General features: G+C 67.9%; 10 protein-coding genes. 5 read left to right on the top strand and 5 right to left on the bottom strand.

All coding sequences use genetic code 11. The features are described from left to right. Positions 1-9 precede the first annotated feature (9 nt). The gene (locus KHP16_RS10515) at positions 10-969 is read right to left on the bottom strand and encodes a Bug family tripartite tricarboxylate transporter substrate binding protein (RefSeq protein ID WP_244835749.1); all 960 of its coding nucleotides are present in this window, start codon (positions 967-969) and stop codon (positions 10-12) included. Between the two features lie 169 nt (positions 970-1,138). On the opposite strand from KHP16_RS10515, the gene KHP16_RS10510 reads away from it, so the two are divergent. Next, on the top strand, positions 1,139-2,023 hold the full coding sequence (locus KHP16_RS10510) for a LysR family transcriptional regulator (protein ID WP_211960139.1): 885 nt from the start codon (positions 1,139-1,141) through the stop codon (positions 2,021-2,023). Here the strand turns inward: KHP16_RS10510 and KHP16_RS10505 are convergent. Both KHP16_RS10505 and KHP16_RS10500 read right to left on the bottom strand, forming a co-directional pair. Then, positions 2,020-4,134, bottom strand: coding sequence for an acetate--CoA ligase family protein (locus KHP16_RS10505; RefSeq protein WP_211960138.1), 2,115 nt, complete (start codon positions 4,132-4,134; stop codon positions 2,020-2,022). The two genes, KHP16_RS10510 and KHP16_RS10505, sit on opposite strands and share 4 nt — an antisense overlap. A gap of 22 nt (positions 4,135-4,156) precedes the next feature. After that, positions 4,157-5,512, bottom strand: a complete 1,356-nt coding sequence (locus KHP16_RS10500; protein WP_211960137.1) for an MmgE/PrpD family protein — start codon at positions 5,510-5,512, stop codon at positions 4,157-4,159. A 238-nt stretch (positions 5,513-5,750) separates the two neighbouring features. Here KHP16_RS10500 and KHP16_RS10495 point away from each other — a divergent pair, with 238 nt between their 5' ends. From KHP16_RS10495 to KHP16_RS10480, 4 genes are all read left to right on the top strand, one after another. Further along, positions 5,751-6,662 carry a LysR family transcriptional regulator gene (locus KHP16_RS10495; RefSeq protein WP_211960136.1) on the top strand — a complete coding sequence of 304 codons (912 nt, stop codon included), beginning with the start codon at positions 5,751-5,753 and terminating at the stop codon, positions 6,660-6,662. 120 nt (positions 6,663-6,782) lie between these two features. Beyond that, positions 6,783-7,757: a Bug family tripartite tricarboxylate transporter substrate binding protein gene (locus KHP16_RS10490; RefSeq protein ID WP_115953253.1), complete on the top strand. Its 975-nt coding sequence runs from the start codon at positions 6,783-6,785 to the stop codon at positions 7,755-7,757. A gap of 148 nt (positions 7,758-7,905) precedes the next feature. Further along, positions 7,906-9,114, top strand: coding sequence for a GGDEF domain-containing protein (locus tag KHP16_RS10485; protein WP_179593881.1), 1,209 nt, complete (start codon positions 7,906-7,908; stop codon positions 9,112-9,114). Positions 9,115-9,394: 280 nt separating this feature from the next. Further along, positions 9,395-10,618 (top strand): collagen-like triple helix repeat-containing protein, encoded by a 1,224-nt coding sequence (locus tag KHP16_RS10480; protein WP_211960135.1) that lies wholly within the window; start codon positions 9,395-9,397, stop codon positions 10,616-10,618. A 42-nt stretch (positions 10,619-10,660) separates the two neighbouring features. Here KHP16_RS10480 and alaC read toward each other — a convergent pair whose 3' ends face one another. Both alaC and KHP16_RS10470 read right to left on the bottom strand, forming a co-directional pair. Continuing rightward, positions 10,661-11,881: an alanine transaminase gene (gene alaC, locus KHP16_RS10475; RefSeq protein WP_109583403.1), complete on the bottom strand. Its 1,221-nt coding sequence runs from the start codon at positions 11,879-11,881 to the stop codon at positions 10,661-10,663. Positions 11,882-12,010: 129 nt separating this feature from the next. Continuing rightward, positions 12,011-12,400, bottom strand: a complete 390-nt coding sequence (locus KHP16_RS10470) for a hypothetical protein (RefSeq protein WP_109583404.1) — start codon at positions 12,398-12,400, stop codon at positions 12,011-12,013. Between the last annotated feature and the right edge of the window lie 49 nt (positions 12,401-12,449).

Below are 12,449 nucleotides of genomic sequence, written 5' to 3'. Positions count from 1 at the left end.
GGAAAGGGATCAATCGGCGGTGATGTTGGCCTTGTGAATCACGCCGGCCCACGTCGTGGTCTCGCTGCGAATGAACTGGCCGAACGCCTCGGGCGTCCCGGACACGATCGTTACCCCCAGCTGCTCGAGCTGCCTGCGTACGTCGGCATCCGCGAGCGCCGCATTGGCCGCGGCATTCAATTGCCTGACGATCGGCGCGGGCGTCTTCGCCGGCGCGATGAGTCCCCACCATACGGAGGCGTTGAAGTTCGGCAGCCCTTCCTCGCGCGACGTCGGCACGTTCGGCAACTGCGCCGAGCGCTTGCCGCTGGCCACGGCCAGCGGACGCAGCGTGCCCGCCTTGATATGCGTGATGACCTCGAGCGGATTGATGGGCATGAAGTTGACGCGCTCGCCGAGCAGATCCGTGATCGCGGGTGCCCCGCCCTTGTACGGCACGTGCAGCACATCGATACCCGCGGCCTCCTTGAGCTGCTCGCCGGCCAGATGCCCGGAGCTGCCATTACCCGCCGACGCATAGGCAAGCTTGCCCGGCTGCGCCTTGGCCTGAGCAATGAGGTCTTTCAGCGACTGAATCTTCGACCTGGCCGGCACGACGACAACCAGCGATGCCTCGCCGATGCGCGCCACCGGCGCAAAGTCGGTGGCCGGATTGAACGACAGCTTGCTGAACAACGCGGCATTGGTCGCCAGGCTGTTCGACGCCATGAGGATCGTGTAGCCATCGGCCGGCGCCTTCGCGGCCATGTCGAGCCCGATGTTCGTGCTCGCGCCAGGACGGTTGTCGACGATGATCGGCTGCTTGAGCGTCTCGCTCATCTTGTGGCCCACCGCGCGAGCCACGATATCCACCGCGCCGCCCGCCGCGTACGGCACGATCAGGCGAATCGGGTGATTGGGATAGGCGTCCTGCGCGTGCGCCGCGATGCCGGCGAACGACAGTGCCGTGGCCAGGAGCCCGGCCAGCATAGTGCGGCGGCCGCGTGCATGGGAGAAAGAACTGCTGCGATTCATGATCTGTGCCCCGTTGTTGTGCTTATGCACGCATTCTCGGCACCGATCGTGATAGTGTCTAATATGTTTTCAACCCGCCGGTTATTTCGATTCGCTATCAACCGGCCGCAAATCCGCCCCCCATATGGATTTCCGCCAACTGCGCTACTTCGTCGCGGTCGCCGAGGCGCTCAGTTTCAGTGCAGCCGCCCGCAAGCTGCATATCAGCCAGCCGCCCCTCTCCATCCAGATCAAGGCCCTGGAGGAGGAACTCGGCAGCCCGCTGCTCGAACGCACGCGACACAAGGTGGCACTGACGCCGGCCGGCAGCCTCTTCCTCGAAAAAGCCCGCGCCGCGCTCGCGAATCTCGATCAGGCGCGGGACGTGGTCAAGCAGGTGGCCAGCGGCGAAGCGGGCGAGATCCGCGTGGCCTTCACCGCGTCCGTGCCGATGCACGATCCGTTTCCGCGCGCCTTCCATCGGTTTCGGGAAGCGCACCGCAACGCCACGCTGGAACTCGTGCATATGTCGACGGGCCAGCAGTTGCAGCAGATCGAACAAGGCGAGATCGACGTCGGGTTCCTGCGGCCCTCGCCGCAGTTCCACCCGCCCGCCTCGATCGCCGTGAGGGAGGTCCTGGCCGATCGCCTCGTTGCCGTGGTCCCGCGATGGCACCGCCGCGCGCAAGAGGGCGGCCCCGCGCTGAACATCGGCGATTTATCGGGCGAGTCGTTCCTGCTGTTCCCGCGCGGCCTGGGCTGCGGTCTCTTCGACCACGTCACCACGCTGTGCAACCGCGCCGGCTTCGCGCCGCGCACGGTGCAGGAAGCGCGCGAAGCCACCACGATCATCGGCCTCGTCGCTAGCGGCGCGGGCGTTGCCGTGTTGCCGGAAATCTATGCCCGCACGGGCATTCCCGGCGTGGCCTACCTCCCGTTGATCGGCCCCGACGCCAACAGCCGCGTCCTGATGGCGCACCGTACCGGCACGCTATCGCCGATCATGGCGCGGTTCGTCGGGTTCTTCTAGCGGGCCAGCCGCACCACGCAGTCCACACCGACGACGCCGTCCTCGCGTACGAACAGCGGATTGACTTCCGCCTCTTCGATCGTCGCGCCGGAGACGGCCGACAGGCCCGAGAACGCGACGATGGTCCTTGCCAGCGCATCCACGTCGCCGCGCGGCAGTCCGCGAAAGCCGCGGATCAGCTGGGTGGTACGGACCTCGTGGATCATCTCGTTGGCTTCCGCGAGCGTGACCGGCGCGGGCCGCAGGCTGACGTCGCGATGGAGTTCGGCGGTCACGCCACCGGCGCTCAGCATCACGATCGGGCCCACGAGCGGATCGTTGCGGTAGCCGAGCATCAGCTCGAGCAGCCGGCTTTCCATGCGTTGTACCAGAATGCCGTCGATACGCGCGTCGGGCGCGGCGCCACCGACATTCACGTACAACTGATCCGCCGCGTTCGCCAGTTCGGCGTTGTCGCGCACGCCGACCTTCACGCCGCCGACTTCGGTCTTGTGCAGGATGTCGCGCGAGCAGATCTTTGCGACCACCGGATAGGGCACGGCATGCGCGAGCGAGCCATCGGTGACGAGCGCCATCGGCGCGATGGGCACGCCCGCCGCCGCGAACACCTTCGCGGCTTCGAACTCCGAGAGGTCGCCCCGCGTCGGGAGTCCCGCTGGCCATGCGATCGTCGCCGGTGCCGCCACCGCGTCGTCTCGCGACCGTGCCGAGCGAAACAGGCAGGCCAGCGCATCGGCACAACTCTCCGGCGTGCGGAAAGCCGGCACGCCCGCTGCCTGCATCAGGTCCAGCGACTTCGTGGCCTCCGGCGCGAGAAACGCCAACAAGGGCTTGCCCGTGCGCGAAGACACCGCCGAGGCTTCGACGATCGGGCGCACGGCCAGTTGCGGATGGAACTGCGCGGACGAACCCGCCACGCACAGCACCGCATCGCACCAGTCGCTCTCCAGCATCTGTTCGACCAGATCCTGGTATTGGACGCTCGTCGCGGCCAGCGTCAGGTCGATGATCGGCGTCTGGCGAATCTTCACGCCGCGCGCGGCCATATGCGCGATGAAGGCATCGGGAGGCGCCACGGCTTCCACATCGGCAAGGCCAAGCCGATCGACGACCGTCGCGGCCCCACCGCCCGTCGTCGTCACCACCGCCACGCGTGGCGCACGGTCGAGGACCGGCACGGTCTTCGCATACCGACGCGCCAGCGGTGCGAGCTCGAACAGCGCCTCAAGAAACTCCACGCGCATCGCGCCATGTTTGCGCAGGAACGCATCGACGGCGGCATCGTTCCCAGCGAGCGCCCCGGTATGCGACTGTGCCAGGGCCTCGCCCTGCGCGGAGCGGCCCAGCTTGTACGCGAGCACGGGCTTGCCGGCCGCCCTTGCGCGGCGCAACGCGGGGCCAAGCACGGCGGCGTCGCGGATCGTTTCAAGAAACAAGAGGATGACTTCGGTCGCTTCGTCGTCGACGAGCATGTCCACCAGCTCGCCGACTCCGATATCGCATTCATTGCCGACCGACACGAGCTTGGCGAACCCGAGCCCGCGGGCGGCGCCGCGCGACAGCAGCGCACCGAGCATCGAGCCGCTCTGCGAGATCACGCTGATGCCGCCGGCGCGCAGTTCGTCCATCTCCAGAACCGCATTGACCGACAGGATCGCGCCGCTATGCACGTCCACCACGCCGATGCTGTTCGGCCCCAGCAGCCGCACGCCGAGCTCGCGTGCCCGCGCAGCCAGCGCTTCCTGCGCGGCCACGCCCTCGCCGCCGAGTTCGGCGAAGCCATCGGAGAAGACGGTCACCACGCGGGCACCCCGCGCCGCGCATTGCTCGAGCACTTCCGGCACCTGCCGGCCTGGCACCATCACGAACGCCTGATCGATGGGGCCCGGCACATCGGCAACGCGCGGATAGGCCTGCAGGCCCATCACCTCCGCGCGGCCGGCGTTGATCGGATAGATGGTGCCCGCGTAGCCATGTTTGCGCATGAAGCGCATCGGGCGCGCGGTGTTCTTGCTTTCGTCGGCGGAAGCGCCGACCAGTGCGACGCGCGTGGGCGTGAAGAGGGCCTTGGCCAGCGTGGCGCCGGTGGCCCGGGAAGGGGTCGAAGTCATGAGAAAACCGGTGGTGAAGAGATCAGCCTGCCTTCAGCTGGGAAAGACCGAGCGCGCGCACGGGGCGATCGTCGAGCTGCCATAGCGCATCCAGCAGGCGCGCCGCCGGTCCCGCGCCCAACACCGGCGCGCTCAACTCCATGAACTTGTCGGCCAGCGTCGCATCGTCGAGCGGCGACTCGGGGTCGCCCTTGCGATACGGCGCGAAGTACTCGTGCCGCGCGCCATCCACCATCTCGATTTCCACACGCGCGGCGCGCTGACGCGGAAACGCCGCGGTGAGTTCCGGATCCGCGGTCAGCGAGACCTTCGTCATGAGCTGGCGAATCCGCGCATCGGCCATGCGCTCGGGCAGGAACGCATCGAGCCGCACGGCGCCACGCAGAATGCCGTGGGAGACGACGTACGGCAGGCTGAAGCGCGCCTCGAAGGCCGTGGTCGGGTTGAAGTTGCCCGTCACGTCCAGCGCTACCTGATAAGTCGCCACGCGCACCGCGGCAATGCGCGCCGGATCGAGCGCGTGATCGCGCACGATTTGCTGGGCCGCGTCGATCGCGGCAAACGTGTGCCCGCAGCAGCCGTGGTTCTTCTGCGTCATGCGCGTGACGTTGTAATCGGTGCCGAGGCCCTGCGTCACGTTGCGCCAGTCCGGCTTGCCGCACATCGCGGCACCGAAGCCCGCATCGCCCTCGAGTATGTTGTACACACCGTTGACGCCGTGCGCGGCGGCTTGCGCGGCCTGCACACCGACCTGCGCCGCATGGCCCGCGTGCAGCGCCTTGGTCATGGCATCGGAGCGGAATGCCTGCTGCAGGCCCGACGCGAACGTCGCGGCGGTGGCCATGGCATCGGCCGCGACGCGCGCATTGCCGGGCGCGACGAGCAGCGCGCCCGCAGCCGCCGCGCCGAAACAGCCGACCGTGCCGGTGGTGTGGAAGAAGCGATAGTGCGCGGGCTGGATCGCCGCGCCGATGCGCGTCGAGACCTCGTAGCCCGCGATGACCGCGCGCAGGAAATCGGTTCCGCTGGCATCCACCTGCTCGGCCAGCGCCAGCGCCGCGGCAATCGTGGGGCAGCCGGGGTGATAGATCCCATCGCGGAAAATGTCGTCGAACTCGGCCGCATGCGACGTGCTGCCGTTGATCCACGCGGCCAACGCGGGAAACGCATGGGTGCCGTGGCCGACGATGGTCGAACGGCCGACGCCGAGTTCCTCCCGATGTGCGGCCACCAGTTGCTGGCCCGGCGCGATCCGCACGCCCGCGAGCAGCGCGGCGAACCAGTCGACGACCGCGCGGCGCGCATGGTGCAGTGCAACGTCGGGCAGGCGCGAAGTGGCCTCCCGGCCGACATAGGCGGCGAAATCTTCGATGATCATAGGGTGTCTCCTCGCTGTTTTGCACGACGGCGCCGAGGTGCCGCGGCGTCGCTGGTATGCCGGAATGGTTCCCATGGTAGGGATGCCGCTCCGGCCAGCTTTGACTTTTGGAGAAACCTCCCGAAATATCGCGGGGCTCCCGCAGGGGGGCGCGCGGGGGTTCCATCCCACCGGCCGCGCGATGCATACTGCGCACGATCCCGGATCTTTTGCCGGTTTTTACCCGAGCTTTTCGCCCATGGACATTCCTTCGCTCCTCATCCTGATTGCCGCCGTCGAGGAGAAAAGCCTGTCACGCGCGGCCGAACGCGAGAACCTGGTGACTTCGGCCGCCAGCAAACGCATCGCCGAACTCGAGCGCCGCGCGGGCACCGCCCTGCTCCGCCGCCATGGCCGCGGCGTCGAACCCACGCCCGCCGGCGCGATGCTGTATCAGCGCGCCAAGGCCATCGTGCGCAGCGTGCAGCTGGCGCAGGATGCGCTCGCCACGTTCTCCATCGACGGCACCGCGAAGATTCGCCTCGCGTCGAACCGCTCGACGGTGCTGCAATTCCTGCCGACGGACATCGGCGGCTTTCTCAAGCGCGTGCCTGAAGCGCGCATCGACCTGATGGAGGCCTTCAGCTTCGATATTCCGCGCATGGTGTCGAACGGGGACGCCGATATCGGCATCTATCACGCGCGCAGCCCGAGCCCCGGCGTGTTCTCGCTACCCTATCGCAAGGACCGCGTGGGCCTCGTCGTGCCGCGCGGCCATCCCCTCGAGGCCAAGGGTTCGCTGCGGCTCGAGGAGGCGCTCGACTACGACTTTCTCGGCTACTTCCCGCGCCACACGTTCGATGCGTTCCTGACACTGGTGTCGGGCACGATATCGCGTCCGCTGACGATCAAGACGCAGGTGTCGAACTTCGAAGCGCGCTGCCGCATGGTGCGGGAGGGCCTCGGCATCGCGGTGGTTCCCGAGGGCATCGCCAAGAACTACCTGTCGATGATGGGCCTGTCCCTGCTCACGCTCAATGACGAATGGGCCGTGCGGGAATTCCACGTCTGCGTGCGCGATCGCGACAGCCTGCCGGCCGCCACGGCGCAGTTGCTCGAGTACCTTGCCCATTGCGCGACCATGGAGCAGCACGTCCAGCGGCCGCGTTGAGCCGTTGACCCGTTGAGCGTTGCGGCGGGGCATGAACGCAGCGTTTCTCTTTTTTCATAGCTGAGCGGGCGCGTTTCCCTAAGATGTTCGATAGAACACTACGAACATCGGAGACGACTCATGCTTCAATTCTTCCGGCCCGCCGCGGCCGGCATGCTGCTTTGCTGCGCCGCAGCGACCGCATTCGCGCAAACGTCGAATTTCCCCACCAAACCCATCCGCATGGTCGTCGCGTTCACCGCTGGCGGCACCACCGACATCCTTGCGCGCGAAGTCGCGGCCGAGATGTCGCAGACGCTCGGCCAGAGCGTCGTGGTCGAGAACCGTCCCGGCGCGGGCGGCAATATCGGTACCGAGATGGTGAGCCGCACGGAGCCGGACGGTTACACGCTGCTGGCGACGTCGGTGGGCCCGATCGCCATCAATCCCTCGCTGTACAGCAAGCTCAAGGTCAATCCGCTGACCGAGCTCACGCCCGTCGCGCCGATGGCCGACGTGCCCAACGTGCTCGTGGTCCCGCCCACGCTGCCCGTGAAATCGGTGAAGGACCTCGTCGCCTACGCAAAGGCGCATCCGAATTCGACCAACTTCAGTTCCACCGGCGTCGGCACGGCCGCGCATCTGTCGGGCGTGTTGTTCAACGAGCGCGCCGGCGTGCAGACCACGCATGTCCCTTACAAGGGCGCCGATGCGCTCAACGATCTGCTGGCCGGCCGCGTGCAGTTCATGTTCGCGACGCTGCCGTCGGTGATCTCGCACATCCGCAGCGGCACCCTGCGCGCGCTCGCGGTGGCGTCGCCCCAGCGCACGGGAACGCTGCCGGACGTGCCGACGATGGCCGAGGCCGGCGTGCCCGGCGTGGAGACTGGCGCGTGGTTCGGCCTGTTCGCGGCAAAGGGCGTGCCGAAGGACGTGCTGGCGAAGCTCAACGGCGCGGTCGTGGCCGCGCTTGGCAAGACGGAGGTCAAGAACAAGCTCGCGCAACAGGGCGCCGACGCGATGCGGCTCTCGCCCGATGCCTTCAGCAAGTTCGTCCTCAGCGAGAACAAGCGCTGGAAGCCCGTGGTCGAGCGGTCGGGCGCGCGGATCGACTAAGTCCGCGGCGGCACCGCTCGTCCCTGCCGCCACCCAACGCCCCGCTTCGCGCGGGGATTGCATCGCCCGGCTCCCCCCTCTCATGCACGGTCGCGCCCCACCCACCGGGCCGCGTATCATTGAGCTTTTGATGGAGGATGCCCCGCCGATGTCGGCCCCGATCGCCCTGCTGGTCATCACCGCGGCGCTCAGCGCGATGATGCTGGCCATCGTCTGGTCGCTGCGCCGCTGCGGCCTGCCGGGCGTGCGCGAATGGTGTCATGCGAACTTCGTCGCGACCCTGGCGCTCGCGCTGTTCGCGTTGCGCGGCAATGTACCCGACGTCCTCTCGATCGTCGTCGCCAACGCCGCGCTGGCCTGGGCCCTCTGCATGTTCTATGCGGGCACCGTCCTGTTCTGCGGCGGCCGCCCGCCATGGCGCCTGCTCATCGCGGGCACTGCCGGCGTGGCGATGGGCGTCATCGCGCTGCGCTATCTGGTCGATGCCTTTGCCGCGCGCGTCTCGCTTGTCTCCGTCTTCCATGCGGTGCTCTGCGCGGGCGTCGGCATCACGCTCATCCGCCACCGTCCGCCGGGACGCACCGCGAGCCATTTCCTCACCACCGCCACGTTCGCGCTCTGTTTTGCCATCGCGCATACCGCCCGGGGCACGATGGCCGCGATGGCGATGCTCGGCGACAGCATCACGGCGCCGGGCCTCAACATCGCCTTTCTGACGCTCGGCGCGCTTGTCATGCCCGCGCTTACGATGGGCGCCGTGCTGATGATCCACGACACGCTCGTGCGGCGGCTCGAGGCCATCGCCAATACCGACACCCTCACGGGCGTGGCGTCGCGCAAGGCCTACGAGGAGGAAGCCGCCCGCGCGCTGGCGCTCGCGATGCGCGGCGGGCCGACGCCCGCGCTCGTGATCATCGACATCGATCGCTTCAAATCCGTCAACGATACGTGGGGTCATGCGGCCGGCGATGCGGTACTGCGCGAGTTCGCGCGCGTGACGGGCGAGGAAATTCGCGCCACCGACCGGCTCGCGCGGCTCGGCGGGGAAGAGTTCGTGATCCTGCTGCCCGCCACCGGCGAGGCCGAGGCCCGGCACGTCGCGGAGCGCGTGCGCGCCCGCGCGGCGGCCAATCCCGTCGAGACGCTGTTCGGCACCGTGCACTACACGGTCAGCGGCGGCGTGGCGACATGGCGGGCCGGCGAGTCCCTCGCGCAATTGTCCGCGCGGGCCGATGCGGCGCTCTATCGGGCCAAGGTTGGGGGCCGCAATCGCATGGTCGGTCAGAGCGAACTGATCGACGGCGCGGCCGCTTCCGCCCCGGATCGGACGTCGGCGCGCGATGCGTCCACGGTCTGACGCGACGACAGTTTCAAGCTCGCCTGATGGCGAACCTTATGGCGACCATTATGGCGAACGTTACGGCCCACGTTACGAGGTAACGATGCCGTAACGGGCCGCCGCGTCATCGCGCGCATTCGAACGGTCGTCTCAATCGCACCCTCCCTCCCGCAAACCCAACCCCCGCGCGGCATGCCGGTCGATGTCCCTTGCCATACCACGGCCCGGTTCGCACTGGGCATGGCCGTTGCGGTGGTGAGTCGCTGCACTCGCAGAACATCACAAAGGAGAGGTCATCGTGCGCAACTACAAGTACTTGCTCGGCCTGGCAGTGGCGGGCCTGATGCTGATGGGCGGCTGCTCCCATCACCACACCGGTCCCATGGGACCCGAAGGCGTCGCGGGGGCCGCCGGCGCCACGGGCGCCACGGGTTCCACGGGTTCCACGGGTTCCACGGGGGCGACAGGTGCGACCGGGTCCGCGGGGGCGACTGGGTCTGCCGGAGCGACGGGCGCCACCGGGGCGACCGGGTCAACCGGCGCGACAGGTTCGACGGGCGCGACAGGTTCGACGGGCGCAACAGGTTCGACGGGCGCCACAGGTCCGCAAGGTCCGCAGGGCCAGACCGGCGCAACCGGTCCGCAAGGCCCGCAGGGCGAGACGGGCTCGACGGGTCCGCAGGGGCCTACCGGCGCGGCGGGGCCGACCGTGCTGAAACAGGTCGGCACTGCCGTCAGCAGCGTCGGCGATACCGTCAGCGGCCTGGGCACCGGCCCGCTCGCCGGAGTGACCGCACCGGCCGGCTCGGTCGTCAGCCAGACGGGCGATCTGGTCGGTAACCTCACCCCGCAGCTCGCGGCGGATCCCGTCAATCAGGTGCTGACCACGGCGAACACGGCGATCGTGCCGCTGACCGCCGCCGTGGGCAACGCCACGCAGACGCTCGGCGGCTCCACGGGGCTTGGCGCGCCGGTGAATAACCTGCTCGTGACGCTGGGCGGCGCCGTGAACAATGCCGGCGGCACGCTCAAGCAGACGCAGGCGCCGGTGGTAGGCGAAGTCGGCGGCATCGTGCAGACCACGGGCACCGCGGTGGCCGCGCTGGGCGGCGCGCTGCTTCCGGCGGGCGGCACGCCGGGCACGAACCCGCTCGCGCCGGTCACGAATCTCGTGGGCGGATTGACGGGTGGATTGACGGGCGCGGTGGGCGGCGGCACCGGCGGCGGCACGGGCGGCGGCACCGGCGGCGGCACGGGAGGAACGGGTCCGCTGGCACCGGTCACGACTCTCGTGAGCGGCGTGACTAACGCAGTCGGCGGCGCCACCGGCGCAGTGGGTGGCGGCACGGGCGGCACGGGCGCGCTCGCACCCGTGACGAACCTCGTCAAAGGTCTGACCGGCGCGGCCGGTGGCGGCACGGGTAGCACGAGTCGGCTCGCGCCCGTGACCAACCTCGTGGGAGGCCTCACCAATGGCCTGAGCATCGGCGTCGGCGGGACCGTCGGCGGCGGCCAGCGCTAAAGTCGCGCGCCCCTCTCCACGCGGAGAGGGGCATGTCGACACCTAGGGCGTGACCGGCTTGATCAACCCATCGGCGCGGAACATCGCCTTGATTCCCCGCACCGCCTGCCGGATCCGCGACTCGTTCTCGATCAGCGCGAACCGGACGTGCTCATCGCCATAGTCGCCAAAGCCAATCCCCGGCGACACGGACACCTTGGCCTTGGCCAGCAGTTGCTTGGCAAACTCGAGCGACCCCAGCGCGCGATACGGCTCGGGAATCCGTGCCCAGATATACATCGACGCCTTGGGAATCTCGACGGGCCACCCCGCCTCGATCAACCCGCGCGCCAGCACATCGCGACGCGACTGGTATTGCGCGGCAATCTCCTTCACGCACTGCTGATCGCCCTCGAGCGCGGAGATCGCCGCCACCTGCAAGGGCGTGAACGTCCCGTAGTCGTGGTAGCTCTTGATGCGCGTCAGCGCGGCCACCAGATCAGGATTGCCGACCATGAAGCCAATGCGCCAACCCGCCATGTTGTAGCTCTTGGACAGCGTGAAAAACTCCACCGCAATGTCCTTCGCGCCAGGCACCTGCATGATCGACGGCGCCTTCCATCCGTCAAACACGATGTCCGCATACGCCAGGTCATGCACGACGAAGATGTCATGCTTGCGCGCGAGCGCGATCACGCGCTCGAAGAAGTCGAGTTCCACGCAGGCCGCCGTCGGATTCGATGGAAACCCGAGCACGATCATCTTGGGCTTCGGATAGCTGCCGCGAATCGCCCGCTCGAGCTCGGCGAAGAAATCGACGTCGGTCGTCAGCGGTACCGAACGAATATCCGCGCCAGCAATCACCGCCCCATAGATATGAATCGGATAACTGGGATCGGGGACCAGCACCGTATCGCCACGATCGAGCGTGGCGAGCATCAGATGCGCGAGCCCCTCTTTCGAACCGATCGTCGCGATGGCTTCGGTATCGGGGTCGATGTCGACGCCATACCGATCGCGATACCAGTGCGAAATCGCGCGCCGCAGCCGCGGAATGCCCTTCGACGCCGAGTAGCCGTGCGTGTCGGGTCGCTGGGCCGCATCGACGAGCTTGGCCACGATATGCGGCGGCGTCGCGCCATCGGGGTTGCCCATGCTCATGTCGATGATGTCCTCGCCTCGGCGGCGGGCGGCCATCTTGAGCTCGGCGGTAATGTTGAAGACGTAGGGGGGAAGACGATCGATGCGCGCGAAGCGGCGCTTGCCGGAGGAATCGGCAGCCATGGAGGTGTCCTTTAACGTAAGCGCCCGGAACCGTCCGAGCGACGTCGGTAGCCGTTGTCTCAGCCACCGGGAACCGATATTACGCAGCGTCGCGCATTTGCACAACTCCCTTGTTGCGCGCCACCCGCACTACCACGCGACGCCCGAGGGACGGTAAGGCCGATTCGGCGGCAGCAATCTCACGATGCAGTCGAGCGCCTCGGCATTGATCTTGTCGCCGCCCATCGCGCCCGCGATCGACGCGCGATACGCGGGCACGTCGATGCGCTGGTAATACAGCCGCGACGTCTGATCGAGCCAGTACACATACTCGCTATCGCTTTCGTCGCTACCGGTGCGCAGCCATTCGCCGACCGCATGCGTGCCGAGCCGCGTGTCCGCGCACGTGTTCTGAATGCGATCCACGTATTGATTGAACCCTTTCGCTTCGAAGTTGCGCACCGAGTCCGGCGCGCAGGCGGCCAGGGGCAGGCCAAGGGCGAAGGTGACGGCGGACAGGCGGACGCGAGGCAGCGGCATGGCATCTCCGGAGAGTGGGCGTGATGTCAGTGTAGGCGCCCGCCATCGA

Origin of the sequence: Cupriavidus plantarum (assembly GCF_905397285.1) — a bacterium.
GTDB lineage: Bacteria > Pseudomonadota > Gammaproteobacteria > Burkholderiales > Burkholderiaceae > Cupriavidus > Cupriavidus plantarum.
Note: the sequence above shows the minus strand (reverse complement) of the source record. Positions and strands in the feature narration are given on the sequence as shown.

What these genes read in the sequence shown, in the direction of transcription:
- KHP16_RS10515 (WP_244835749.1), bottom strand. Translation starts at nt 969, where the DNA reads ATGCTGGCCGGGCTCCTGGCCACGGCACTGTCGTTCGCCGGCATCGCG.
- KHP16_RS10470 (WP_109583404.1), bottom strand. Translation starts at nt 12,400, where the DNA reads ATGCCGCTGCCTCGCGTCCGCCTGTCCGCCGTCACCTTCGCCCTTGGC.
- KHP16_RS10510 (WP_211960139.1), top strand. Translation starts at nt 1,139, where the DNA reads ATGGATTTCCGCCAACTGCGCTACTTCGTCGCGGTCGCCGAGGCGCTC.
- KHP16_RS10505 (WP_211960138.1), bottom strand. Translation starts at nt 4,134, where the DNA reads ATGACTTCGACCCCTTCCCGGGCCACCGGCGCCACGCTGGCCAAGGCC.
- KHP16_RS10500 (WP_211960137.1), bottom strand. Translation starts at nt 5,512, where the DNA reads ATGATCATCGAAGATTTCGCCGCCTATGTCGGCCGGGAGGCCACTTCG.
- KHP16_RS10495 (WP_211960136.1), top strand. Translation starts at nt 5,751, where the DNA reads ATGGACATTCCTTCGCTCCTCATCCTGATTGCCGCCGTCGAGGAGAAA.
- alaC (WP_109583403.1), bottom strand. Translation starts at nt 11,881, where the DNA reads ATGGCTGCCGATTCCTCCGGCAAGCGCCGCTTCGCGCGCATCGATCGT.
- KHP16_RS10485 (WP_179593881.1), top strand. Translation starts at nt 7,906, where the DNA reads ATGTCGGCCCCGATCGCCCTGCTGGTCATCACCGCGGCGCTCAGCGCG.
- KHP16_RS10490 (WP_115953253.1), top strand. Translation starts at nt 6,783, where the DNA reads ATGCTTCAATTCTTCCGGCCCGCCGCGGCCGGCATGCTGCTTTGCTGC.